Origin of the sequence: Selenomonas ruminantium subsp. ruminantium ATCC 12561, from assembly GCF_000424065.1 — a bacterium.
GTDB lineage: Bacteria > Bacillota > Negativicutes > Selenomonadales > Selenomonadaceae > Selenomonas_A > Selenomonas_A ruminantium.
The window spans coordinates 50,235-75,946 of record NZ_AUJE01000015.1 but is presented as its reverse complement, the minus strand read 5'-3'; the positions used below and the strand labels follow the sequence as shown (position 1 = coordinate 75,946).

The following is a 25,712-nucleotide window of genomic DNA, read 5'->3' as shown; positions in this document are numbered from 1 at the left end:
CGTTTTTTACGAAATCAATCATAGTTATGGCAACTATTATCAGGGGGAAAAAGAAAAATGGCAGACGCAATCAGAGGTAAAGGCGTTATTTCCGGTATTGCTATCGGTAAAATCATGCTGGCAGGTCAGAATCTGGACGGCTATCTGGTAAACTACCAGCCGGAATCCAAAGAAGTGGAGAGCAAGAAGGCTCAGGACGCTCTGACCGCCGTAGCAGAAACCCTGCGTGAAAACATCGACCGCCTGCAGAAGCAGAATATGGTAGAGCAGGCTGCAATCATGGAAGCACATCGCATGATGGTGCAGGACCCCATGATGGCACAGAAAATCGAAGAAAAGCTCGAAGAAAATGCCAATGCTCCGCAGGCAGTCCTCAAAGCTGCTGAAGAACAGGCTCAGATGTTCGAGATGATGGAAGACGAATACTTCGCAGCCCGTGCCGTTGACCTCCGTGACGTAGGCAAGCGCGTAGCTAAGTATATCCTGGGCGTTAAAGAACCGGAACTGGGTGACGAAAAAGTTATCCTTTGCGGCCGTGAAATCGAGCCTTCCGTTATCGCTGGCATGCCGACCGACAAGATTGCCGGTGTAATCTTAGGCTCCGGCTCCACGACGGCTCATGCAGTTATCATCGCCAAAGCCCGTGCTATTCCGACCATTGTTGGCCTGAACAAAGAAGACCGCATCGACAAGATTGCTGATGGCGACCATGTTATCATGGACGGCGAAGAAGGCAAGATTATCGTGAACCCCAGCGAAGAAGAATTGGCTGGTTACAACGAAAAAATCAAGAAACAGCAGGAACTGGCTGCACATTACGCTCAGCTCAAAGACCTGCCTGCTGTTACGACGGACGGCGTGAAGGTTGACCTCATGGCTAACATCGGCACGCATATGGACGTGGATAATGCCCTCAAGTATGGTGCCAAGGGCGTAGGCCTGTTCCGTTCTGAGTTCGTATTCATGGGCCGTCAGGATATCCCCAATGAAGAAGACCAGTTCAAGGCTTACAAAGAAGCAGTTGAAAAGTGCCAGGGCAACCTCTGCGTTATCCGTACCATGGATATCGGCGGTGACAAACCCCTGCCGTACCTCAACATTCCGGAAGAAGAAAACCCGTTCCTCGGCTACCGTGCAGTCCGCATCAGCCTGCAGCGCAAGGACCTCTTCCTGCCGCAGCTGAAAGCTATCCTGCGTGCTGGTGTATACGGCAAAGTGGGCATCATGGTGCCGATGATTATCAACGTAGCAGAATTCAAGAAGGTCAAGGAATTCATCGAAGAAGCTAAGTTGGAACTGGCTCATGAGGGCAAGGCTTATGCTGAAGATGTACAGGTTGGTATCATGGTTGAAACGCCGGCTGCTGCTGTAATGACGCCGGTACTCGCCAAGTATGTAGACTTCTTCTCCATCGGCACCAACGACCTCGTTCAGTATACGCTGGCTTGTGACCGCGGCAACGCCAACATCGCTGAACTCTACAACCACTTCAACCCGGCTGTACTGCAGCTCATTCAGCGCACCATTACCAGCGCCCGTGAAAACGGCATCTGGGCCGGCATGTGCGGTGAAATGGCCAGCGACCCGAACGCTGCTGTAATCCTCATGGCTATGGGCATCAGCGAACTCTCCATGAGCGCTCCGTCCATTCCGCGTGTTAAGGAAAAAATCCGCAACATCAGCTCCACGAAAGCTAAGGAAATCCTCGCTGACGTGATGAAGATGGAAGACGGCGACGAAATCAAGGCTTACCTCAGCAAAGTATTGTAATTTCAAGCTGCATAGTTTTGCCGGCCCGTCACTTTACGTGCTCCGCTGAGACGGCTGGCTAAAACCAATATTTGCAAAAAAATAAATCCCTGCCTAAAGGCTAAACTCGCTTACGCTCAAACAACGCCTTTAGGCAGGGATTTTTGTATGCAAATATTAGTTTCTTAACGCCAGCCGTCATACGCTGCACCCGTAAAGCGACGGGCCGGCAAGGTACGTTGTTGGTATTTTAATTACAGACCGATTTCCTCATGGTGTTCCTGCATGCCTTTGATGCAGTACTCCATGACCTTGCCTAAATCCATGCCAAGATTTTCGATACCGCGATTAATGATTTCTCTGTTGCATTTTGCGGCGAATTTTTTGTCCTTGTATTTTTTCTTGAGGGATTTTACCGCCATGCCGTCCATGCGTTCGGGACGCATCAAGGCATAGGCTTGAATAATGCCGGTAAGCTCGTCTACGGCAAACAGGCTCTTTTCTAAATTCGTGGTGGGTTCATGTTCGTTGATAGTGATTCCATAACCATGAGAGATAATGGCGTTAATGTCATCTTCCTCCACGTCTTCGGGGGCTAATAGTTCCTGTACATGATGGCAGTGTTCGTCCGGATATTTTTCATAGTCCACATCGTGGAGCCAGCCGATGGCGGCCCAATGCTCCTTATCCTCGCCGCAGGCTTCGGCCATAGCACCCATGGCGGCGCTGACAGCGGCAGCGTGATGGAACAGATGTTCTTCGGTTGTATGTTTGGCAAGAATTTCTTTTGCTCGTTCTAAAGTAAGCTTTTCCATAAAAAATGCCCTCCCTTGTGCTCAGCGGTGATTGTAAAGTTGTATACCGATTAGTATAAGTAATGGTGAGCATGTTGTCAATTGGCTCGAGGCTGGTCGTGGTATTATTCTTATTCGTTGGTGGTGTAGTGCCGGGACAGATGGCCGTTTGAGGGCAGTTGTTTTAATATTTTTGCAGCCAGCCAGCCAATGGTGAGTCCGGTTACAAGACCACAGGTGCCGAGTATCGGCAGGTAACGGAAGATGTTTAGGGTATCGGCTGCTAGGGCGGCGAGAAAAAGTTGGCCGAGATGGTGGCTGAAGCCGCCGGCGGCGCTGATGCCAAAGATGGAGAAACGGGCAGTTTTTTTTAAACCCATCATGACCGTAAGACTTAGCAGACCGCCCGCTAGGCTGTAGAGAAAGACCGTTGGGCCGCCACCGAAAAAGGAAGCCAGACCTGTGCGTATAAGGACAATCAGCAGGCTGGCACGAAAACCTAAAGTATAGAGAGCGCAGACGGTGACAATGTTGGCAAGACCAAGCTTGGCTCCCGGTGCAATAAAGGTCCAGGGGATAAAACCTTCCACTAAGAAAAGTACCAGTGAGATGGCGGTCAGCAGGGCGATGTACAGGTATTTTCGTAGATTCATGGGTTATTCGCTCTTGATTTCAATGATTAATTTATGGGGCAGGCAGGCAATGATTTCGCCAGGTTGGGATACAGCACCTGTCTGTACGCAGATTTTATCAGGGCAGTCGGCAGCTGTCATGATAATATGTTCATTTTCTACGCGGATATGGTTGTGTTTTTTCTGTCCGTTTACTTCGCAGGTGGCAGTAAGTTCTGTAACACCTGTATGCCCTGTCAGCTGAATGCGTTTGATGCTCCTGCCTGCTTGGCGGATTTCAGCATAACAGGCAGGTTCCGGCTGACCGAATTTTGCCAGCGGTAGCAGGGAGAGCGTAAAGAGCAGGACAATTAGCACGATATCCGCCTTTTTAAGCAGTTTATTCATATCTACATTATAGACTTAACTATACCATTTTGCTATACTTAGAAATGAAATTTGCGTAAAAGGAGTGTGGGGGTAATGCCAAATCGTCCGGTATGGGCCGAAGTCAATCTGCAGGCGTTACGTCATAATTATAGAGAAATCAAAAAACAGCTGGCGGCAGGGGTTAAACTCTGCGCAGTGGTCAAGGCAAATGCCTATGGTCATGGAGCCGTGGCGGCGGCCAGAGTGGCTGTTGAGGAAGGGGCAGAATATCTGGCTGTGGCAACCTTGTCCGAGGGCATCGAACTGCGGCAGGCAGGTTTTACTACGCCGATTTTGGTACTCGGTTTGGTTATGCCGGAGGACGCTAAGGATGTTGTGGATTATGATTTGACACAGGTGGTCTGCGAATTGTCCTTGGCTAAGGCATTGTCGCAGGAGGCGCAGCGCCAACAGAAAAAAGCCCGCATCCATCTGAAAGTGGACACGGGCATGGGGCGTATCGGCGTGCGTCCGGAGGAAATCGGAGAGCTGGCCGCAAAGATTGACAAGATGCTGGGACTGGTAATCGAGGGAATGTTCTCCCATTTTGCCACGGCAGACAGCAAGGATAAGACGTATACGAAAGCGCAGCTGGCGGCATTTAAGGAAGCAATTGCAGCTGTGGAAGGTCGTGGGATAAAGCTTTCCCTAAAGCATATTGCAGAATCGGCGGCAATTTTGGAAATTCCCGAAGCGCATTTTGATATGGTGCGGGCGGGGGTTATCCAGTATGGCCTGTGGCCGTCCGAAGAGGTAACCCATCCGATTGACCTGCAGCCGGTGATGAGCCTCAAGGCCAAAGTGGTTTGGGTTAAGACCTTGCAGCCGGGCGAAAGTATTGGCTATGGGCGGCAGTTCACGGCAAAACGCGAAAGCCGCATTGCCACCCTGCCGATTGGCTATGCCGATGGCTATATCCGTGCCTATGGCAAAGAGGGATTTGTGGAAATTCATGGGCAGAAAGCACCGATTGCCGGCCGGGTGTGCATGGACCAGGTGATGGTGGATGTGACGGATATTCCAGGCGTGCAAATTGGGGACGAGGTTACCCTGTTTGGCAGTGACAGCCTGACCATTGATGAGGTGGCGCGCTGGGGCAACACCATTAATTACGAGGTGCCGTGCTTGCTTAGTGCGCGGGTGCCGAGAATATACCGTTAAGTGTAAATGCGAAGTACGCCGCCAGCGGTGCTGCTTGCCACGCTCTGCTGAGAAGTTGTGCTAAAACGGCTCTCTTGCCTTTAATTAAGCCTGCATAAAAGTCAAAACTCGCTGCGCTCAGACAGTAGACTTTTATACAGGATATTAAGGTTTGGCAAGAGAGCCGTTTCTTAACGCCCAACTTCTACGCGACGCTTAGGCAAGCAGCACCGCTGGCGGCTAGTTGCTCATTATTATGACCATTGTGCAACTCGCCGTGTACTATCTATAAAACTTATTTCTCCTTAAAATCTGTTTTGCCAAATCTGGTGGCCCATTCAACGATAACGGTATTTTTATTTTCGTTGATGAAGTTCAGTAGTTCCTTTAGTTCGTTGCGGGGGATTTGGCTGTTGTTGTGTTCTAAGTGTACACCATTTCGTGTTATCCATACCTTGGTGGCGTTGGGGGTAGGCCTGCCTTTGGAAATATGCACATGGACAGGTTCTAGGGGTTCATTTTCATTGAGCCAAAAGTAGATTGCATAGCCAAGAAAGTCAATTAATGCTTTAGGCACAGAGTTCCCCCCTTGCCATGCGCCAAATTGTGACGGCGTTGTCTTTGAGGAAGTTTTTTATCTCCATTAGTTCGCTTTCCTTAAAACCGTAAGCATGGTGGCAATGGTAAGCTGGGAGAGTGAACTCGGCATAGATGTCCATATCGTCCTCACATTCTACGCGCATTTCGAGATTTTCACCGTTCTCGTCCGTTTCCCATATCCGCATGATGGCGAATATGAGCGTATGGTTCTCCTTGTAGAGTTTGCAATACTCTTTCATAAGTAGTTCTCCTTTCGCCGTTTGTTACCTAGATTATATCATGGTGCTAATTCTTTTACATCAATTTATTAGGTCATACATACAAAGACGGAGGCGGGGGTGGGCAGCTATTTGCCCCAGCGAAGCGTTGGGCGGCAGGCGTGAAGAACAGATTTTTTGCCCACCGAAATATTAGCGGGAAAAGGCTTTTGTTTGAACGAAGTGAGTTTAAGCCGTTCCCGCTAAATCAAGGCAAAAAATCTGTTTAGCCTGCCGTCTAAGCGCAGTCGGGGTAAATAGCTGCCCGCCCCCGCCGGACTATCTTCCTGCAACGAATTTATTGGACTTGTCTTTTCCAGTACTCTAAATCCGGCTCATTCAGCGGCAAATCAATTGTCTGTCCATTATCATAGTAGAAGCGGAACCGTATGGTTTCCGCTTTTTTGATTGCAGGCAGGCTGGAGCGGGGGAGTTCCACAAACAGTTTGTTTTCGTTTTGCCAGGCGTGTTCCTGACTGTCGTGGGGCGGCGGGGTCTGCTTGGTAGCAGCTTTCATCTCCCAGGCATCGCCATCGGTATAGAGGATGGCTTCGTTTTTGAGCTTGGCATTGTCATAACGCCAGTCCCAAATGGTGAGCACAGCGCCTTCTAATTTGCCCTGTGCGGTATGGGAGGTCTGGAAATCAATGCGGCAGTAGGCAGACAGACTCTCGGCTGTGCGGTGGTCGATATGCCAGGTATAGGATAGGCCGAAGATGCCGGTAATCATCAGCAGCAGGCCGATGGCGATGAAAATTTTTTTTATCATTGGATTAAATCCCCTCTGTTCGTGAATTTTACGAATTTACATCAACAGTATAACATATTCGACTTTTCCCTTGCAATTTCAGCGGGATGTGAGAAAATAGAAGTACTGATTATATTTAGGAAAAATAAAAATACCACAAGGGGGCATTTTTATGAAGATAAAATTATTGGCTACGGATTTGGACGGTACGTTGCTGCGGGGCGGCAAGCCCGTGTCGGCGGGCAATATTGCCGCAGCGCAGGCAGCGGCGAAAGCTGGTACCATTGTGACCATTGCTACGGGGCGCATGTATCGGGCCGCTTTGCCGGTTGCAGAAGCCTTAGGGCTGGATGTGCCCATTATTACCTATAATGGTGCACTGATTAAATCTACATCTGGCAAGGTTTATTATGAGCAGTATCTGGATGAAGAACTTTGCCGCCAGATTACGGATTTTGCGGCAGCGCGGGGCTGGTATTTGCAGACTTACAGCGGTGATGGGCTCTACTACTCGGATTATGGTGAATTTTCCAGGCGTTACGAGCATAGCCAGAAGGTAATCGGTGAAGATATCGGTTATGAGGGTATGCGCAATAAAGTCAGCAGGATGTATAAGATGCTGATTATCACGCCTGACCCGGCGGTAACGCAGGATTGGATGGCCCAGCTTCATGCTGAATTTGGCAATCGTGTGACCTTAACGCAGTCTTCGGCGGATTTCATTGAGATCATCAGCCCGGGCGTGTCCAAGGCATCAGCTCTCGTGAAATTGGCAGAAATTCTGGATATTGACATCAGCGAGACGATGGCGATTGGCGATGCCAATAACGACCTGCCTATGTTAAAGGCGGCAGGGTTCAGCGTGGCGATGGGCAATGCCACGGACGATGTTAAGGCTATAGCAAATGCCGTAACCGGCAACTGTGATGATGACGGTTGGGCACAGGCTATTGAGCAGTATGTTTTGCATCAGGATTAAAGGCAGGTGAGCGTAATGGAAAAAGAAACAGCAGAAGTTTTGGAACAGCCCAAAGAGGATAAATTCCGTTTGGTTATGGTTACGGGTATGAGCGGTGGCGGCAAGACGCAGGCCTGCCGTTATATGGAAGATTTGGGCTATTTTGTGGTGGATAATCTGCCGCCGGTATTTATTCCCAAATTTGTGGAACTCTGCAAGCATGCAGGTGACCACGTGGGCAAGGTTGTGCTGGTAGTCGATACCCGCAGCCGGGAGTTTTTTGACACCTTTATTCATGTGCTCGATGATATGGATAAGGACGATGTACCTTATGAAATGCTCTTTATGGATGCATCTGACCCGGTGATTATCCGTCGTTATAAGGAAACGCGCCGCCGTCATCCGATGGCGCCGTCCTCACGTATTTCGGATGGTATTGCCAAGGAGCGGGAGCGCCTGTCTCCGGCAAGGGCGAAGGCTACCTACATTATCGACACTTCGGAACTCAAAAAGGTGGAACTGCGGGATAAGATTCACCGCATCTTCGGCAATAGTGATGGGGAACAGATGAGCATCAATGTGCTCTCCTTTGGCTTTAAATTTGGTATGCCGCTGGATGCCGATATGGTATTGGATGTGCGTTTCCTGCCGAATCCCTTTTATATTGAATCCATGCGTCATAAGAGCGGTGCAGTGCCGGAGGTGGCCGAGTACATTGCCAAATGGCCGGTAACACAGCAGTTTATCGAACATCTGGACAATATGGTGGATTTTTTGGTGCCCCAGTATGTGAAAGAGGGTAAGAGTCAGTTTGTCATTGCCGTGGGCTGCACCGGTGGTATGCATCGCAGTGTTTTTATTGCCAAGCATATCTTTGACCGCCTGAAGGATAAGGGGATGCCCGTAAAGCTGGAGCACCGGGATTTGATGAAAAACGATGTGTGGGAACACGTGCGTGAGGAGTGCTAAGATATGCATTTGTTAAAATGGCTTTATCCGGGCATGAAATTCAAGCGCTGGTTCCTGCTGTTTGCTGCCGGTGTCATGCTGGTAAGCCTGGGACTGGCTCTGGTTTTTAACTATAAATATCTGGATGCCATTGAAGAGGCAATCTTTCAGGCTGTATATCTTTGGAAGGGAACCTATGACTATTCTATTACCACCTTTATCGGGATTTTGGTGGTAATTTTGGGAACTGTACTGATGCTGGCCGCTACCCGCTATACGATTCGTTCCGTCATTATGGTTTTGCTGCCGGATAATTCTGAGCGGCTGGTGGATATCATCTACGAAAAGCGGCGTTTGGGCAAAGGACCGAATGTTGCGGTGGTGGGCGGCGGACATGGACTTTCCGTGCTGCTGCGCGGCATAAAGGCGGCCACCAGTAATGTCACGGCGGTGGTGACCGTCGCTGATGACGGCGGCTCGTCGGGGCGTCTGCGGGAGGAATTTGGCATTATTCCGCCCGGGGATTTGCGCAATTGTTTGGTGGCTTTAGCCGATACGGAACCCTTGATGGAAAAATTATTCCAGTACCGCTTCAAGGGCAAATCGGAATTGGCCGGCCATAGCTTTGGCAATCTCTTTATCGCGGCCATGAATGAAGTGACGGGCGATATGGAGCAGGCTTTGCAGGAATCCTCCAAGGTCCTGGCGGTAAAGGGGCAGGTTTTGCCTGCTTCGAAGGACCATGTGCGGCTGGATGCCATTATGGAAGATGGCACGGTGGTTGAAGGAGAATCCCAAATCCCGGAAGTCCATAAGAAAATTCATCGGGTACGTTTGTTTCCCGAACATGTTCAGCCGGTACAGTCGGCGCTGGAGGCACTAAAACATGCCGATGCGATTATCTTGGGGCCGGGCAGCCTTTACACCAGCATCATGCCGAATCTGTTGGTGGACGGGGTGGCCGAGGCCATTCGCAAGAGCAAGGCCATCAAGATTTATATCTGCAATGTGATGAGCCAGCCTGGTGAAACTGATGGTTATACGGCATCTATGCATGCCAAGGCCATCATTGACCATGGCGGCAAGGGAATCATTGACTATATGCTGGTCAATGATTCGCCGATTTCGCCGGAGATGCAGGATTATTATGCCAAGAAGGGAGCTTATCCGGTAGAAGTGGATGAAGCGGCTATTAACGCTTTGGGCGTGGGTTTTGTCAAGGCGGATATCATCAATGAGCAGGAGCTTATCCGTCATGACCCCGATAAACTCAGCAAGGCCGTGATGAACATGGTCTATCATCTGCAGCCCAGCGCGTTGAAAAAGTATGAAATCAAGTAAATGTAAGTTTGGAAAAGGAGGAGGCTTATGCCGTCCTTTGCCACTGAGGTGAAAAATGAGCTGGCAAGGCTTTACTATGAAGAACCTTGCTGCCGGGGAGCAGAATTGGCTGCGCTGCTGCGCATGGGGGCGACCTTGACCATTGGCGCGGGCCATACATTTGGGCTCAATTTTACCTCAAAAAATGCGGCGGTAGCTCGTAAAGTGCTCCAACTCTTAAAGAGTGAGGGTGATAATCTGCGGACAGAGATTACTGTGCGCCGTTCACGCCAGCTCAATAAGAACAACAGCTATACGGTGCGGGCGGTGCCGTCCCTAAAGGTCAACGAATTGTTTATGCGTATCGGTTTCCTCCATGAGGACAGTCTCAATATGGAAAATGACCGCGGCATTCTCAAAAAACAGTGCTGCCGCATTGCCTACTTGCGGGGAGCTTTTCAAGGGGGCGGCAGTGTGAATCGTCCGGAAGCGGCTTATCATCTGGAACTGGTGACGGGCAGTTTTGAACTGGGCAATCTGCTTTACGATTTACTGCGGCGCATGGGCTTTCCAGCAGGTTTTGTAGACCGCAAGGATTCCTATATTGTGTACCTTAAGGAGGGTGACGCGGTAATTGATTTTTTGGGCATGGTGGAGGCTGACGAAGCGGTGGAAAGCTTTGAGGTGGCCCGCAATGTCAAGGAAGTGCGGGAGCAGGTTAACCGGCTGGTAAACTGTGAAACAGCGAATTTGCAAAAAGCCGTAGATGCTGCTGGACGGCAGCTGGCGATGATTCGGGCTTTGGAAGCCCAGGGAAAATTTTCCAGTCTGCCGCCCAAGGTGCGGGCGGCGGCAAAAGCGCGGCTGGAAAATCCCGATGCTACTCTGCAGGAGCTGGCTGAAATGCTGGGCATCAGCAAGTCAGGTATGAATCACCGCATGCGTAAATTAAAAGAACTGGCAGAAACGTCAGGATAGAGAGGGATTTTAGATTGCGTTATATGAAATATGGGCTGGGCGTATTGGCCTTTGCCCTGTTGGTATTTATTTCCTGGCTGACGCTGACACCGGCGCCCCAGGGCATTCTGGTGCTCGAATATCATCATGTCAGCGATGATGTGGGCGATGATGGCTGGGCTTATACCGTTCCGGTGGCAGATTTTGCCGAGCAGTTGGATTATCTGCAGGCCGAAGGCTATACCACCATCACCATGCAGGATTTCATGCGGGCGAAAAAAGGCAAGCAGGAACTGCCGGCCAAGCCTGTGGTGTTGACCTTTGATGACGGCTATGAGGATAATTACACGACGCTTCTGCCCATGCTGGAAGAACGGCATATGACAGGCACGGTGTACATGGTCACGAACAGCATTGGCCGCAAAGGGTACCTCAGCTGGAATCAGCTGCGGGATATGCAGAACCGGGGCATTGAATTGGGCAGCCACACGGCGAATCATCAGCCCCTGACCAGCCTTGACCGGGAAAAACAGGCTGAGGAAATGAAACTTTCCAAGCTCTTGATGGAATGGAATGGTTTAAAGACCATATACACCTTTTCCTACCCCAATGGGGCTTACGATGAAGGCATGCCGGACCTGTTGAAGGAAAATGAGTACCTTACGGCTGTTACTGGTGATGGCGGTCTGAACAATTTCAAGACCAACACCTATCTGTTGCAGCGTACAAATATTCCTCATCCACGTTTGGGGCTGACGGAGTTTAAGCTGCGTCTGTTCAAGAGTGAGGTTATGACCCGTTTGGGGATTCATCAGCATTTAGTTAACGAGTGATATTTTAGTAAGGATGTTTTAAATTCATGAAAGGAAATAAAAAAATACTGGCTGTACTGGCGGCAGGTTTGATGATGATGCCGTCGCTGGCGCAGGCCCGCCATGCCAATGTCAGCGGTGCAGTTACCATCGTGCATTCGGACAGGGCGGTGCAGAATAAGCAGGTGAAGGGGGGAACGGAAACGAAACTCTTGGACCGTGTAAGAAATATTCTACAGACGAAGGAGAACAAACAGGCGCTTTCAGCGGCTGTTTCAGCTGGTAAGGAAAAGCAACATACACAGGGGCTCGCCCGCTGGGATATGGAAAGCCGGGATGAGGGCGGTACGCTGCTCTTTTCCGACAGTCCGGAATATGTGGAGCAGAATGGTATTCTCTATCAGGATTCTGTGCAGGGAGACGCCAGAGTGCTCTTTTATCATCTAAACAACAGCAGTGAACCGAAGAAACTCGCGGTGGTGCTGAAAAATGAATACAACGGTAAAAACATCGTAACCGTTACCCGTGGCGGCAGTGGCCAGCCCAGCAGTGATTATCTGAAGGTTGGCAAGGCTACGCAGCTCGAATATTTCAGCCGGGAAAAAAATCAGCAGATTGCGCTGCAACCCGGTATGTCCCGCTTATTGCAGGAAAATATGAATATGACTATTTTACAGCCGGGTGAACTGACCTATGGTGTATTTGACTTCCATGCAGACCATTCGGTGCTGGTTTCGGTTATCATGCTGGACGCTTATGGCGACCCTGTGACGGCGGCGGAGAATCTGCCCGTACTGCCCAAGGACGAAATGCGTCTGCGAGGCACGTTTAAGGGCATGAATCGCGTGTTGTCGGCCAAGAAGGTCTATAATCCTGGTGAGGACGGCGGCGTTTATTTTATGCTGGCCGATGATAAATCGGATAAATATCGTACGGGAATTGACGCCACCGATGGCAGTGCCGTGACCAACTACGGTAACTATGGCATCAATTACCGCATTGAACTGCCGGTGCAGACCGGAAAAGTGGATTATTATTTAAGTCCCTTGGGCGGCACTTATGCCGGTGCTATGCGCAGCTTCCAGGCCACTAAGACCTATACCCTGTTTCCGACGCCGGGAGAGCGTGCTTACTTTGGTGACCGGACTGCTCCGGAAAGCGATACCGTTCAGGCGCAGCGGGAAGCCGGTACATGGCAGCTGGCTAAAAATACCGAACTTGCGCCTTTGGGCGAGAGTGTGGGCCGAAGCGAAACCGTCTTTGAATTTTCCCCGCCGGGGGCATCCAACCTGCCTGTAGCGGTGGTTATGCTGCCCAAGAAGTAACAGCGGATACAACGCCCGAATCATTTGCGGGTGCAATATAAGGAGGATCATTTTCCATGTCTGAAAAGAAACCATTTTACATTACCACGCCGATTTACTATCCCAGTGCCAAGCTGCACATCGGTCATGCTTACTGCACGACCATTGCGGATTCCATTGCCCGCTACCACCGTCTGGCCGGGGATGATGTATTTTTCCTGACTGGTTCGGACGAACACGGCCAGAAGATTCAGCAGAAGGCCGAAGAAGCTGGTATTAAGCCCATTGAGTACACGGATAAAATCGTGGCTGGCTTCCAAAATCTCTGGCAGAAGCTCAATATCAGTAATGATGACTTTATCCGCACGACGGAAAAGCGCCATGAAAAGGTTGTGCAGGAAATTTTCCGCCGCATCTATGAAAAAGGCGATATCTACAAAGGCTCTTACAAGGGGCTTTACTGCACGCCCTGCGAAAGCTATTGGACGGAACATCAGCTCGATGAAAACGGCTGCTGCCCGGACTGCGGCCGTCCTGTGCAGGAGGTTTCCGAAGAAGCCTACTTCTTTAAGATGAGCAATTATCAGGATAAGATTCTCGCCTATATTGAAGAACATCCAGACTTCATTCAGCCGGTATCCCGCCGCAATGAGATGATTAACTTTATCAAGCAGGGACTCGAAGACCTCTGCATTTCCCGTACGTCCTTTGACTGGGGGATTCCGGTACCCATTGATGAAAAGCACGTTATCTATGTGTGGTTCGATGCGCTGACCAACTACCTGACGCCGATTGGCTTCCTCGATGACCAGGAGAAATTCAACAAGTACTGGCCGGCTGATTTGCACCTCGTGGGCAAGGAAATCGTGCGTTTCCATACCATCATCTGGCCCTGTATCCTCATGGCTCTCGACCTGCCGATGCCGAAAAAGGTTTACGGCCATGGCTGGCTGATTGTCGATGGTGACAAGATGAGTAAGTCCAAGGGCAATGTCATCGACCCCATTGGCCTCATTGACGAGTTCGGTGCTGATGCTATCCGCTATTTCCTGCTCCGGGAAATCAACCTCGGTCAGGATGGTAACTTCAGCCGTGATGCCCTGATTGGCCGCATCAACAGCGATTTGGCCAACGACCTTGGCAACCTGCTGCACCGCACCCTCAACATGGTGGGCAAGTTCCAGAACGGCATACTGACTGCTCCGCAGGGCGAAAGCGAAGTGGACAAGAGCCTCAAGGCTGACGCCGCTGAAACGGTTGCTTACTTTGCCGAAAACATGGAAAAGATGGAACTTTCCCTGTCAATCAAGAAGGTTTGGGCCTTTATCAGCCGGGCCAACAAATATATTGATGAAACGGCTCCCTGGGCACTGGCTAAGGACGAAAGCAAGAAACAGGAACTGGCTAACGTCATGTACAATTTGGCTGAATCCCTGCGCCATATCAGCGTGCTGATCAGCCCGTTTATGCCCATTACTGCAGAGCGCATCTGGCAGCAGCTTAACCTGTCGGGCGAGTTTGCTGATGTTCAGCTGGATGATATCAAGACTTGGGGCGGCATCGAAGGCGGCCACAAGGTTGGCACGCCGGAACAGCTCTTCCCACGCATCGAAGTAGAAAAGGAAGAAGCACCGGCCAAACAGGAAAAACCGGCTAAGAAAAACAAGCAGGAAAAGAAAGAGGCTAAGAAGGAACAGGCTGCTGATGATGCAGAAATCAGCATTGACGATTTTGCCAAGATTCAGTTGCGGGTGGTCAAGGTCCTGGCGGCTGAACCTGTGCCCAAGACGGAAAAACTCCTGAAACTCACGGTGGATCTGGGCGATGAACAGCGCGAAATCGTGTCCGGCATTGCCAAACATTATGAGCCTGCGGAATTGGTGGGCAAGAATGTCGTTATGGTCATCAATCTGAAACCGGCCAAGATTCGCGGTATTGTGTCTCACGGCATGGTACTGGCTGCTTCACAGGGTGACGAATTGAAGGTACTGTCTGTAGATATGCCTGTCGGTTCTACGGTGCGCTAAAATGGCCGATTTTACTTTGGTGGATACCCATACCCACCTGAACGACCAAAAATTTGCCGGCAGTGAAGCCGAAGTTATCGCCCGCGCTAAAGAGGCTGGTGTTACCCGGTTAATCAATATGGGCGATACGCTGCAATCCTCTGCCAAGGCGGTGGAGCTGGCTGCTGCCCATGATGGTGTATATGCCGGTGTGGGCATTCACCCCGAGGAAATCTATGAGCTGGGTACGGCTGATGATGAACAGCTCGCTGCCTGGACGAGAGAAAAACGGGTGGTGGCCATTGGTGAAATCGGCCTTGACTATTATTGGGAAAAGGACGAAGCCAAACGGGAGCTCCAACGGCGTATGTTTATTCATCAGCTGGATTTGGCCCGTCAGCTGCATCTGCCGGTCTGCATCCATGACCGGGAGGCACATGGTGATACCATGGCGATTCTGAAAAAGGAAGCCAAGGGATTGCGAGGCGTTCTGCATTGCTTTTCCGGCAGCTATGAAATGGCTCAGGAAATCTGTAAAATGGGTTGGTATATCGGCGTAGATGGGCCGCTGACTTACAAGAATGCGGCCAAACTTCCCGAGATTGTGGAAAAATTTCCCTTAGAACGCATTTTTGTGGAAACCGATGCCCCATATTTGGCACCTGTACCCATGCGTGGCAAGCAAAATGAACCGGCTTTTGTCCGCTATGTGGCGGAGAAAGTCGCCGAAATCAAGAGGATTTCAGTGGAAAACGTGGCAAAACAAACCTCAATCAATGCTGAGGAATTATACGCCATCTAAAAGCGGAATATGCCTGTTTTTAGGCGAAAGTGGTGGACGGATTATAAAAATAACCGTTCACCGCTTTTTTATTCCCATTTTTCATGTGTTTTTCAGCTAAATGTGGGAGAATAGTAGCATGAGATTTGACAAGGTATTAAATCCCATGTTATACTACGCGAAGTTCTTCACCAAAATTTTGAAGGGGGCTTTCAATGCGTTTAACGAAGCTGTTAGCATTCAATCATAAAGAAAAAAAGGTCGTAATGTGCATGGCGCTGGCCATTATGATGATGATGACAACGGGGTTTACCAATACCTCGCTGCCAGACGATTGGCACCAGGTAACCATTGTGGCAGATGGCAAGACCATCAAGACCACGACCAATCATACGAATCCAGCGTTTATCTTAGGAAAAAATGGCGTGAAACTTAGAGCCAACGATGAATACCATTTGGAAAAAGATGGCAAGAACACGAAAATCACCGTTTACCGCGCGGTTCCGGTAACGGTAACGTATAATGGTCAGGCCAAGAGCGTGATGACCAGCAAGCAGACCGTAGGCGACGCCCTGATTGAGTTGGGTTATAATCTGGAGGATGTGGAAACGCCTCTGGGACTAGATGCGAAAATTCAGACGAACTTAGACATAGTAGTGACGGACAGTGCCAAAAAACGCGAGGCACTGCAGCGTATGCGTGAAGAACAAATGCGACCCATGGTGCAGACGGAATTGGGGAATCTGCATTACACCGGTGTTTACACCATGGAAGCAACGGCTTATCTGCCAACTGATGGAAGTGGCTCAGGGATTACGGCGACAGGCATTCCTGCCCGCCGCGGCGTAGTGGCCGTAGATCCCGGCGTTATTCCTTTGGGCTCCAGAGTGTACATTCCGGGCTATGGCGTGGCCATTGCCGCTGATACCGGCGGCGCTATCCGTGGACAGAAGGTAGACCTGTGCATGGAATCTTACGGCGAGTGTATGAACTTCGGTCGGAGAAACATCGAGGTTTATGTGCTGGCATAAGAAAAATCCTGTTGATTCGAGCAGAATCAACAGGATTTTTTCTATCTAAGTTGTTGATGCAAAGCAAGCTGGATGAAATGCTTATATGTTTAGCCGTGATTATATCTAGTCGAGTAGTGACAACGATATGCAGTAGGTGTCAAGCCGAATCGTTTCTTAAACATGCGCATGAAATTTTCCGGATTTTCATAACCTGTAGCTGTACTGATTTCGCCGATAGTGAGTACCGTTTCTTCCAAGAGCCGGACGGCTCGTTCAAAACGGATATCCAATACCAGTTCTTTGAACGTACTGCCGGTCCATACTTTTACCATGCGGGAACAATAGGGGACGGAATAGCCTAACTGTTGGGCAGCGTCTTTTAGCGTCGCGTTTTGCAAATGGTTCAGAATATATAAAAGAAGCTGGGCTGCTTCCTTGGTGCCTTTGATGCTTTTTCCCTGCACGCTGTTGCCAAAATCCCGCACTAATTTGGTTAGGAATACCGTTGCCATTCCGCTGATGATGCGGTCACTATACCGGTCGGCACGGATTTGCTCTTGAAACATTTCTAATATCATTTGGAGGAAGGGGGAATTTTCACTCGTTTGGAACAGCAGATAATTGGAGTGTTCGCGTTGATACAGGCTGTTGCGTAAAAATGCGGCGATGAGACTGTCGTCCTGCATAATGGAGAAGAAAACATCCGTCAGTGTTTTTCGCCGCAGCAAAAGATTGATAACCAAGCTATTATCATCGCATACATATAAGCTGTGGGGGACAGCAGGGGAGACGAGACAAAAATCTCCAGCGCGGAGTGTCATGGATTCGCCATTGATTTGGTGTCGGGCCTCTCCGGTAAGCACACAGATGATTTCAAAGAATACATGCGTATGCCAAAATGCAGGCGTGTAGCGATTATGTTTGGACAGGTGGACGGCGCTGCGGCTGGCCGCAGCAAAATATTCTTCGTCAACCAGCTCGGCTTTATTGTAGTCAGGCAATTGTTCTTCGATGATAAGTTTTCGTTTTTTTAGGGCGCTCATATCCTGCTGGGATAAAAAGTCATGAAGTGTGCCTTTTTGTCTGGCCTCGTGGCAGGCTTTATAAAAGCGTTCATCTTCGTTTAATTGCAGTAATTGCTGTTGTAGTATTGCCAATGAACTATCCATACCGTTAACCTCCTGTTTTGTCTTATTCTAGCATAGTTCATAAAAAAAGTCAGTTAGATTGATTAAACGCAGCCATTACACATTTTTCAGAAAACATTTAATATAATCTATAGTTAGAGCAGTGTTACGAGGAGGTATATCTAATGGAACAACAGAATTCATCGAAGTTCAGTCTATGGCGGCAGCGTATAGGCTATGGCAGTGCGGATTTTGCCTGCAATCTTATCTGGCAAATGATATCGTTGTATCTTTTATTTTTCTACACGGATATTATGCAGCTGAATGCCGCTTCAATTTCCTTGATGTTTGTTATTACCCGTATTATTGATGGTGTTACCGATTTGCTGGTGGGGTATGCAATAGACCGTACACATACCCGTTGGGGACAGTCCCGACCGTATTTCTTGTTTGGAGCTGTGCCTTTTGCCCTATTTGCCGTGCTGGCATTTACGGTTCCGAATCTCTCTGGAGAAGGACGGCTTATTTATGCCTTTGTTACATATATTGGACTTTCTTTTATGTACACGGTGGTCAATATTCCCTTGGCATCGGTTTTACCGGCACTTTCCAGCGATGCGCAGGAACGGACAAATCTTTCTACTGCGCGCAAGTTCTTTGGCTTTTTGGGCGCGGGTGTTGTTAGTGCTTGCTCTTTTGCGATGGTGGAATATTTAGGCGGGGGCAATGAGGCGCAGGGATACCATGATGTTATGCTGATATTTGGTATTGTTGGCTGCTTAATTTTCTTCTTTACCTTTGCATCCATTCGAGAGATTGGCGTTAGTGCTTCCCCTGCGAAAGTGACGCTTAGCGATGCTTTGCGCTCATTGAAGGCAAATCGCCCATGGCAGATATTTGCCTTCAATATTCTCTTTATGTGGACAGGTTTCTTTTTGCAGACGGGGGCCCTTATCTATTACTTCAAATACTATGTGGGCAGTACGGCTTTGGCCGCTACAGTAGCCAGCATGATGTCCATTGTGCCCATGGCGGTAAATTTCCTGGTTCCTTATCTGGCCAAGCGCTTGGGGAAATGCCGTTTGTTTCTTTGGTCTGCTGCGGTACAGCTTTTAGGATTGGCTGTGCTTTGGGCAGGCGGCAGGAATGAACTCATTATCCTGGCGGGCGCTTTCGTTATGGCTGCTGGTTATGGAGCGAAGGAAAGCATTTATTTTTCCATACAAGCCGACCCAGTGGATTATGGCGAATGGAAGACGGGTGTAAATACGGCAGGTACGCTTTCCTCCATAAATGGTTTTCTGGGGAAATGTGCTCAGGCAGCTGCAGGCGGCCTGGCCGGGCTGTTGTTCGCGGTGAGTGGCTATGACGGCAGTTTGGCTGTACAAGGTGAAGAAGCTATTTGGGCGATTCAGGCGATGTACGTTTATCTGCCGGCGATATTGCTTGTCTTCTCCATGTTGACGATGAGCCGTTATAATCTTGATGAGGAATATCCGCGCATTAAAGCTGAGCTGGACGCACGCCGCCAGCAGGAAGATGTGGATATGAACGAAGCTGAGCTTTGTGAGCAGAAAGGGTAAAGATATGGCCAGTACAAATTCTTTGCCGGGATTTCAGATGACGGTTAATCCTGTGTTTATAGAAAAAGCCCAAGAACTAAAACCGCTGTTACGGGAAACAATGGCTTCCCCCATGCGTATATCTCTTGATGGGGGGGAATGGCAAGCTGCTGGGGAAAGTATTCCTTCCTTGCACGAGGGCAGCGTACTTCGACTGGATTTTGGTCATCATGTTACAGGGTATGTGCGTTTTTCGTTTGACACAGAGGGGAGTCCGCCGGATGCTCCGGCATTGCTTGAACTATCCTTTGGCGAAAAGGAACTGGAACTTGGGGCTCAATTGGAAAACTACAAGGGAAATCTTACGGCCAGCTGGCTGCAGCAGGAAAGAATACATGTAGATGAATTTCCCTGCACCATAAAACTGCCACGTCGTTATGCTTTTCGTTATGTAGAGATAAAGATTCTGGCGATTTCACCTAAATATCAGCTGGTGCTGCAGAACGTCGATACGCGCTGTGTTAGTTCGGCCGATATCTTGCAGGTAAAAGCTCCGGATACGCAGGACACCGAGCTGTGTCAATTAGACAAGGCTGGTATTTGGACTTTGCATGAATGTATGCAGGATGTTTTTGAAGATGGGCCCAAGCGCGACCGGCGCATGTGGCTAGGAGACCTTTACCTGCAGGCCAAGACCAATTATTTAACCTTCGGGAATACGGATTTGGTTAAACGATGTCTTTATCTTTTTGCAGGCTTGCGGCAGAATGAAGGCCGTGTGGGCGCTACGCTTTTTGTGCGCCCTCGGCTTCAGGTTGACGATATCTATCTTTTTGACTATGCCTTATTTTTTATCTTCACGCTCTATGACTACTATAAATATACTGGCGATGAGGAAACGCTGCAGGAACTTTATGCGACTGCGCAAAGACAGGTGGAAATCGCTAGTGAACGATTGGATGAGCATGGTTTGGTCAAGGATTCTGCGGACTGGTGGTGCTTTATTGACTGGGGCGAGGGGCTGAATAAGCAATGCAGTGCGCAGGCAGTGTTTATTCTGGCACTGGAAAAATTGTCCTGGCTGGCAGAGGTCTTGGGACGAAATGAGGAGAAACAAGGGTTCTTTACGCGCATGGAAAAAGCGAAACGAGCAATTATGCGGCTTTATGACAAGGATAAAAAAGTTTTTCGCAGTGGTGAAGCTGGACAGGTATCATGGCACTCCCAAATTTGGGCCGTCCTTGCGGGTGTTTTGCCGGAAGAGGAAGCACGGAGACTTCTGTTGCAGCTGGACCGTTTGCCGTTTAAGCCGCAGACACCTTTTATGCATCATTTTTATCTGGAAGCGCTTTGTAAATGTCGTTTTCAGGATAAAGCATTTGCGCATATGAAAGCTTATTGGGGGGCAATGCTGCAAGAGGGGGCAGATACCTATTATGAGTCCTTCAATCCTGATGCGCGGGATTTTTCGCCCTATGGTGCTAAGGAAATTGAAAGCTACTGCCATGCCTGGAGTTGCACGCCTGCTTACTTTATCCGCAAATATTGCGGTGTTGCAGTGGAATAAAAAAATACGGGGATGTTGCAGAAGTGATTTCGCACTTCTGCAACATCCCCATTTTTTACTGTTCAACTTCAATACCATTTTTCCTGCATTCATTAAAGAAGAAAATGGCGTTGGTGTCTTTGGGATTTTCGCTCCAGAACTTGATGAGCTTTTGTGCCATGTTGTATTTTTCCTGCATGAACGGCATGAGGTTTTCGGCGGTAACCGGGCCGCCAACGGTCATAAATACATCAATATTATGTCCGAGGGTTTCGAGCATTTCCTCTGTACATTCATTCTTTGCCAAAGCCTCGGCAAAGCGTATCCCTTGTTCAACATCATCGGCATAGCCGCGCTTTAACAGCCAGACGGCGATTAGCTTTTCCATGGAATTCCCTCCTTTTCGCTGTGTGCTATGTATTCTATGCGGAAGGGGGAAAATCCTGCTTGTATAATGCAGGATTTTAACAGATAAGTGTTACTTGTTTTTGCACCAGCAGTTTTTGCCATTGAGCATCGGGCTGCTTGTCGGTGACGAGCGTATCAATATCCTGTAAATCGCAGGTCTTGACAAAGGCGGTTTTGTCGAATTTGGAGTGGTCGAGGAGCAGCAGGGATTTTTTTGCTTGCTGCAGCATGACCTGTTTGACTACGGACTCGTCCTCGTTGGATTCCATCACGCCAAACTGCTGGTGTAAGCCTTTGCAGCTGATGAGTGCAATGTCGGCGCAGTAGCGCTCGAGTGCATTGCAGGTGGCGGCTCCGGTAAGTGCCAGTGAGTTGGGCCGCAGATTGCCGCCAGTGGAGATGATGCGGAAGGGGGCCGCCGCAAAGTCATAGGCCAGACGGATGGAGTTGGTGATAATGGTGATGTTTTTGTGCTCTTTTAATTGTTGTAGCAGTGCCAGACAGGTGGTACTGGAATCCACCATGATGGTATCGCCATCGCTGATGAGTTCACGAGCTTTGCGGGCGATATATTCCTTGTCTTCGCTGTTGATGGTGCTGCGTTTGAGGAAGGATAAATCCTCGCTGGCTTTTTGCTCATTGAGTACAGCCCCGCCGTAGCTGCGGCGCAGGAAATTTTCGCCTTCCAGCTTCTCCAAATCCCGCCGCACGGTTTCTTCCGTCACGGAAAAGAGCTGGCTCAGCTCGGAGACATAGACTTTCTTTTCCTGTTGAATTTTATCCATAATTAATTGGCGCCGTTCAATACCTAACATACAATCACCTCGTCTTGCTTTATGGGTTTATTATAGCGAAATACAGGTGAATACGCAAGGAAACAAAAATAAAAACAGAAAAAACCACAAAAATATCTGTATTTACTATTGATTTTTCTGTTATTGTGTTGTATTATTGGGTTGTAAACAAAAACAAGTCCAAACAAAACAAACAAAAACAACATTATTGGATTAAAGATGAGTTTGGCGCGAGGAGTTGAGAAAGTGGCACAGCGTAAATATTATCTGGCCATTGATATCGGTGCCTCCAGCGGGCGGCATATTTTGGGCTGGCTGGAAAACGGCAAGATACGCATTGAAGAAATCTATCGTTTTGAAAATAAGCTGGTCAGGAAAAACGGTCATCTTTGCTGGGATATTGAACATCTATTCAATGAGGTAAAGGCCGGAATCAAGGAGTGCGGGAAGTTGAACCGCATTCCGGCAAGCCTTTCCATTGATACCTGGGGCGTTGATTTCGTCTTGTTGGATAAGGAGGGAAAACTGCTCGGCGATACCGTCGCTTATCGTGACAGCCGAACCCGTGGTATGGACGAGGAAGTCTACCGGGTAATTGGCGAAAGCGAGCTGTATAGCCGCAATGGGATTCAAAAGCAGCTCTTTAATTCCATCTATCAGCTCATGGCGATAAAAAAGACGCAGCCGGAGCTTTTGGCGCAGGCAGAACATTTCCTGATGATTCCGGAGTATTTGCATTATCTGCTGACCGGGCAGATGGTCAATGAATATACCAATGCGACAACCACGCAGCTGGTCAATGCTGAGACGCAGGATTGGGATTATGAACTGCTGGAAAAATTGGGCCTGCCGACCAAAATCTTTGGCAAGCTGCATATGCCGAAAGATGTGGTAGGCAGCTTAACAGCGGAGATTGCCAACGAGGCTGGTTTTCAGACTGAAGTGGTCTTGCCGGCCACGCATGATACCGGTGCGGCGGTCATGGCGGTGCCGACCAGTGCTGAGGATGCGATTTTCCTGAGTTCCGGCACCTGGTCGCTGATGGGCATCGAACGACTGATTCCCGATTGTACGGAAAAGAGCCGGGAGCATAACTTTACCAACGAGGGCGGCTATCATTACCGCTACCGTTATCTGAAAAACATCATGGGCATGTGGATGATGCAGTCCCTGCGGCGTGAATTCAAGCATAAGTACACCTTTGAAGAACTTTATCAGCTGGCCTATATCGGCAGGTACTTCACTTCAGTGGTCAATGTGAATGATGACCGTTTCCTGGCACCGGAAAGCATGATTGGCGCGATAAAGGATTATTGTCGGGAACATGGTCAGGAAGTGCCGGAAACAGAAGGCGAAATCCTGTATTGCGTATACATGAGCCTGGCCAGATGTTATGCGCAGACCGTGGCAGAGATTGAGGAACTCACGGGCAAAACATATTCCCGGATTCATGTGGTGGGCGGCGGCTGCCAGGATAAGTTCCTGAATGCCCTGCTGGCAACGGAAACGGGCAAAGAGGTCTATGCCGGCCCCATAGAGGCGACGGCTGTAGGCAATTTAATGGCACAGATGCTTAAAGACAACTGCTTTGCCGACTTGCATGAAGCCCGGCAGGTGGTGGCAAAATCCTTTGCGGTTTCGCCTGTGGAAGGAAAATTATCGTTTTAACTGGAGGTAAGAAGATGTCTCGTTTTGAAGAAGCTGTGAAAAAATATGCTGCCCTGGGCATTGATGTGGAAAAGGTTTTGGAAAAACTCAAAAACGTCAGCATTTCCCTGCATTGCTGGCAGGGGGATGATGTGCGGGGCTTTGATACAGACCCGAATAAACCGCTGACCGGCGGCATCCAGACCACGGGTAATTATCCGGGGCGTGCACGCACGCCGGAAGAACTGATGGCCGATATCGACAAGGTCATCAGTCTGGTGCCGGGCAAGCCCAAGATGAATCTGCATGCCAGCTATGCTATCTTCGACAAGGGCGAATGGGTAGACCGGGATAAGCTCGAACCGAAACACTTTGCCAAATGGGTGCAGTTCTGCAAGGAAAGAGGCCTGGGCTGCGACTTTAATCCGACCTTCTTTTCCCATCCCAAATGCGACCCGCTGACCTTGTCTTCCGCAAATGAGGAAACGCGCAAATTTTGGATTGAGCATGGCAAGGCCTCTATCCGTATCAGCTCTTATCTGGCGGAGGAACTGGGACAGCCCTGTGTCATGAACATTTGGACCGGTGACGGCTTCAAGGATATTCCCGGCGACCGCCTTGGCCCTCGCAAGCGCTATAAGGAAAGCATTGACGCCATTCTTTCTGAACCCTTTGATTTTAACAAGGTAAAACCCTGCGTGGAAAGCAAGGTCTTCGGCATTGGCGTGGAATCTTATACCGCCGGCAGCGGCGAGTTCTCGCTGACCTATGCCGCCATGAACAAGGATAAGTGCATTCCACTGATGGATAACGGTCATTATCATCCCACGGAAGTGGTCAGTGACAAGATTCCGGCTCTGCTGACCTTCTTTGATGAAATCGCTCTGCATGTAACACGGCCTGTGCGCTGGGACAGCGACCATGTGGTGCTCTTTGATGATGAAACGAAGGAAATTGCCCGGGAAATCGTACGCTGCGGCGGCCTGGATGGCCGGGTGAAGATGGCTCTGGATTATTTCGATGCCTCCATTAACCGCGTATCGGCCTGGACTGTCGGCTACCGTAACTTCCAGAAGGCCCTGCTCTTTGCCATGTTGCAGCCGGTAGAAGAACTCAAGGCCCTGCAGGATAAAGGCCAGTTCAGCAAGTTGATGGTGGTGCAGGAAGAATTAAAGACCTTGCCGCTCGGCGATATTTGGGCAGAGTTCTGCAGCCGCAATGGTGCACCGCAGGATGGCGAATGGTTCCGTCAGATTGAAGAATATGAGGAAAATGTGCAGTTAAAGCGCATTTGATAGGAGTTGTAGTTTTATGGATATCAAAGCAGCAAAATTTATGGAAGGCTTTATCCGCCTGACCGCAGATGCATTCAAGAAAGGCTGGCATGAACGCAATGGCGGCAATCTGACTTATCGTGTGCCGGCAAGTGAAGTGGAGTCCGTGAAGGACTGCCTGCATGAGGTAGAAGAATGGCTCCCCATCGGCAACACGGTGCCGGGGCTGGCCGGGGAATACTTCCTCGTCACGGGGAGCGGCAAGTATATGCGCAATGTAGAACTTGCCCCTGAGGAAAACGTGGCCCTGATTAAAATTGATGAAAAGGGCGAAAACTATGGGATCGTCTGGGGGCTGGCCAAGGGCGGCCGCCCCACCAGCGAATTGCCCACCCATTTGGCGAATCATGAGCTTAAAAAGAAGCTGACGGATGGCAAAAACCGCATTATCTATCATGCCCATCCGACTAACCTCATTGCTTTGACCTTTGTTCTGCCGCTGAACGACAAGGAATTCACTCGGGAACTTTGGGAAATGGCGACCGAAGACCCCGTGATTTTCCCGGAAGGTTTGGGCGTCGTTCCCTGGATGGTGCCCGGCGGCAAGGCCATTGCTGATGCGTCAACAAAACTCATGGAAAAATATCGCGTAGTCGTTTGGGCACATCACGGGCTCTTTGTCTGTGGCGATGACTTCGACGAAGCCTTTGGCCTGATGGATACGGTGGAAAAAGCCGCGGAAATCTGTGTGAAAGTCCGTTCCATGGGCGGCAAGAAACAGACCATCACCAAGGAGAATTTCCTGGATTTGGCCAAAGAGTTTAATATTGACCTGAATACCGATTTGCTGGATTAAGATTTACGGTTGCGGCAGGGGCGAAAGCCCCTGTAACAATAAAAGGAATTATCAAAATCTTTTAAGCCTTG

25 protein-coding genes are annotated in these 25,712 nt (G+C 49.5%); 16 read left to right on the top strand and 9 right to left on the bottom strand.

Translation table 11 applies throughout. The features are described 5' to 3' along the window. Window positions 1-57: 57 nt before the first annotated feature. Window positions 58-1,770 carry a phosphoenolpyruvate--protein phosphotransferase gene (ptsP, locus tag G598_RS0107315; protein WP_026766412.1) on the top strand — a complete coding sequence of 571 codons (1,713 nt, stop codon included), beginning with the start codon at window positions 58-60 and terminating at the stop codon, window positions 1,768-1,770. A 233-nt stretch (window positions 1,771-2,003) separates the two neighbouring features. On the opposite strand, the gene G598_RS0107310 is transcribed toward ptsP, so the two are convergent. The 3 genes from G598_RS0107310 to G598_RS0107300 form a co-directional block, all read right to left on the bottom strand. After that, on the bottom strand, window positions 2,004-2,564 hold the full coding sequence (locus tag G598_RS0107310; RefSeq protein WP_026766411.1) for a hypothetical protein: 561 nt from the start codon (window positions 2,562-2,564) through the stop codon (window positions 2,004-2,006). A 110-nt stretch (window positions 2,565-2,674) separates the two neighbouring features. Next, window positions 2,675-3,196, bottom strand: a complete 522-nt coding sequence (locus G598_RS17300; RefSeq protein WP_051180052.1) for a Gx transporter family protein — start codon at window positions 3,194-3,196, stop codon at window positions 2,675-2,677. Between the two features lie 3 nt (window positions 3,197-3,199). Continuing rightward, a complete protein-coding gene (locus G598_RS0107300) occupies window positions 3,200-3,562 on the bottom strand; it encodes a NusG domain II-containing protein (RefSeq protein WP_026766410.1) in 363 nt (120 codons plus the stop codon). Between the two features lie 75 nt (window positions 3,563-3,637). Between G598_RS0107300 and alr the strand changes: the two genes are divergently transcribed. Continuing rightward, the gene (gene alr / locus G598_RS0107295) at window positions 3,638-4,744 is read left to right on the top strand and encodes an alanine racemase (protein WP_026766409.1); all 1,107 of its coding nucleotides are present in this window, start codon (window positions 3,638-3,640) and stop codon (window positions 4,742-4,744) included. A 274-nt stretch (window positions 4,745-5,018) separates the two neighbouring features. Here alr and G598_RS0107290 read toward each other — a convergent pair whose 3' ends face one another. The 3 genes from G598_RS0107290 to G598_RS0107280 all read right to left on the bottom strand — a co-directional run bounded on the left by G598_RS0107290 (window position 5,019) and on the right by G598_RS0107280 (window position 6,349). Next, the gene (locus G598_RS0107290) at window positions 5,019-5,300 is read right to left on the bottom strand and encodes a DUF4160 domain-containing protein (protein WP_026766408.1); all 282 of its coding nucleotides are present in this window, start codon (window positions 5,298-5,300) and stop codon (window positions 5,019-5,021) included. After that, entirely contained in the window at window positions 5,293-5,562 is a 270-nt protein-coding gene (locus G598_RS0107285; RefSeq protein ID WP_026759778.1) for a hypothetical protein, read from the bottom strand. Before G598_RS0107285 ends, G598_RS0107290 begins: the two co-directional genes overlap by 8 nt. A gap of 316 nt (window positions 5,563-5,878) precedes the next feature. After that, the gene (locus tag G598_RS0107280) at window positions 5,879-6,349 is read right to left on the bottom strand and encodes a hypothetical protein (protein ID WP_026766407.1); all 471 of its coding nucleotides are present in this window, start codon (window positions 6,347-6,349) and stop codon (window positions 5,879-5,881) included. Window positions 6,350-6,500: 151 nt separating this feature from the next. Here G598_RS0107280 and G598_RS0107275 point away from each other — a divergent pair, with 151 nt between their 5' ends. From G598_RS0107275 to G598_RS0107235, 9 genes are all read left to right on the top strand, one after another. After that, window positions 6,501-7,307, top strand: coding sequence for a Cof-type HAD-IIB family hydrolase (locus G598_RS0107275; RefSeq protein ID WP_026766406.1), 807 nt, complete (start codon window positions 6,501-6,503; stop codon window positions 7,305-7,307). A 15-nt stretch (window positions 7,308-7,322) separates the two neighbouring features. Continuing rightward, entirely contained in the window at window positions 7,323-8,255 is a 933-nt protein-coding gene (gene rapZ / locus G598_RS0107270; protein ID WP_037363505.1) for an RNase adapter RapZ, read from the top strand. A 3-nt stretch (window positions 8,256-8,258) separates the two neighbouring features. Continuing rightward, window positions 8,259-9,575: a gluconeogenesis factor YvcK family protein gene (locus tag G598_RS0107265; RefSeq protein WP_026766404.1), complete on the top strand. Its 1,317-nt coding sequence runs from the start codon at window positions 8,259-8,261 to the stop codon at window positions 9,573-9,575. A 27-nt stretch (window positions 9,576-9,602) separates the two neighbouring features. After that, a complete protein-coding gene (gene whiA / locus G598_RS0107260) occupies window positions 9,603-10,532 on the top strand; it encodes a DNA-binding protein WhiA (protein WP_026766403.1) in 930 nt (309 codons plus the stop codon). Between the two features lie 23 nt (window positions 10,533-10,555). Then, a complete protein-coding gene (locus tag G598_RS0107255) occupies window positions 10,556-11,344 on the top strand; it encodes a polysaccharide deacetylase family protein (protein WP_037363522.1) in 789 nt (262 codons plus the stop codon). Window positions 11,345-11,370: 26 nt separating this feature from the next. Further along, window positions 11,371-12,648 carry a hypothetical protein gene (locus tag G598_RS0107250; protein ID WP_026766401.1) on the top strand — a complete coding sequence of 426 codons (1,278 nt, stop codon included), beginning with the start codon at window positions 11,371-11,373 and terminating at the stop codon, window positions 12,646-12,648. Window positions 12,649-12,704: 56 nt separating this feature from the next. Beyond that, window positions 12,705-14,654, top strand: coding sequence for a methionine--tRNA ligase (metG, locus tag G598_RS0107245; protein ID WP_026766400.1), 1,950 nt, complete (start codon window positions 12,705-12,707; stop codon window positions 14,652-14,654). Window position 14,655: 1 nt separating this feature from the next. After that, window positions 14,656-15,435 carry a TatD family hydrolase gene (locus tag G598_RS0107240; RefSeq protein ID WP_026766399.1) on the top strand — a complete coding sequence of 260 codons (780 nt, stop codon included), beginning with the start codon at window positions 14,656-14,658 and terminating at the stop codon, window positions 15,433-15,435. Between the two features lie 194 nt (window positions 15,436-15,629). After that, window positions 15,630-16,445, top strand: a complete 816-nt coding sequence (locus G598_RS0107235; RefSeq protein ID WP_026766398.1) for a G5 and 3D domain-containing protein — start codon at window positions 15,630-15,632, stop codon at window positions 16,443-16,445. Window positions 16,446-16,534: 89 nt separating this feature from the next. Here G598_RS0107235 and G598_RS0107230 read toward each other — a convergent pair whose 3' ends face one another. Further along, on the bottom strand, window positions 16,535-17,596 hold the full coding sequence (locus tag G598_RS0107230; protein WP_026766397.1) for an AraC family transcriptional regulator: 1,062 nt from the start codon (window positions 17,594-17,596) through the stop codon (window positions 16,535-16,537). Window positions 17,597-17,739: 143 nt separating this feature from the next. Here G598_RS0107230 and G598_RS17295 point away from each other — a divergent pair, with 143 nt between their 5' ends. Together G598_RS17295 and G598_RS0107220 are read left to right on the top strand one after the other, a co-directional pair. Beyond that, window positions 17,740-19,137, top strand: a complete 1,398-nt coding sequence (locus G598_RS17295; RefSeq protein WP_051180050.1) for an MFS transporter — start codon at window positions 17,740-17,742, stop codon at window positions 19,135-19,137. Next, window positions 19,121-20,683: an alpha-L-rhamnosidase-related protein gene (locus tag G598_RS0107220; protein ID WP_051180048.1), complete on the top strand. Its 1,563-nt coding sequence runs from the start codon at window positions 19,121-19,123 to the stop codon at window positions 20,681-20,683. The genes G598_RS17295 and G598_RS0107220 overlap by 17 nt, the downstream gene beginning before the upstream one ends. A 55-nt stretch (window positions 20,684-20,738) precedes the next feature. Here the strand turns inward: G598_RS0107220 and G598_RS0107215 are convergent, their stop codons facing one another. Together G598_RS0107215 and G598_RS0107210 are read right to left on the bottom strand one after the other, a co-directional pair. Beyond that, entirely contained in the window at window positions 20,739-21,050 is a 312-nt protein-coding gene (locus G598_RS0107215; protein ID WP_026766395.1) for a hypothetical protein, read from the bottom strand. Window positions 21,051-21,126: 76 nt separating this feature from the next. Beyond that, window positions 21,127-21,885, bottom strand: coding sequence for a DeoR/GlpR family DNA-binding transcription regulator (locus G598_RS0107210; protein WP_026766394.1), 759 nt, complete (start codon window positions 21,883-21,885; stop codon window positions 21,127-21,129). 225 nt (window positions 21,886-22,110) lie between these two features. On the opposite strand from G598_RS0107210, the gene rhaB reads away from it, so the two are divergent. The 3 genes from rhaB to rhaD are packed head-to-tail and all read left to right on the top strand — an operon-like array spanning window position 22,111 to window position 25,641. Next, window positions 22,111-23,532: a rhamnulokinase gene (gene rhaB, locus G598_RS0107205; RefSeq protein ID WP_026766393.1), complete on the top strand. Its 1,422-nt coding sequence runs from the start codon at window positions 22,111-22,113 to the stop codon at window positions 23,530-23,532. A gap of 14 nt (window positions 23,533-23,546) precedes the next feature. After that, window positions 23,547-24,806, top strand: coding sequence for an L-rhamnose isomerase (locus tag G598_RS0107200; protein WP_026766392.1), 1,260 nt, complete (start codon window positions 23,547-23,549; stop codon window positions 24,804-24,806). A 16-nt stretch (window positions 24,807-24,822) separates the two neighbouring features. Next, window positions 24,823-25,641, top strand: a complete 819-nt coding sequence (rhaD, locus tag G598_RS0107195) for a rhamnulose-1-phosphate aldolase (protein WP_026766391.1) — start codon at window positions 24,823-24,825, stop codon at window positions 25,639-25,641. The last annotated feature ends 71 nt before the right edge of the window (window positions 25,642-25,712 follow it).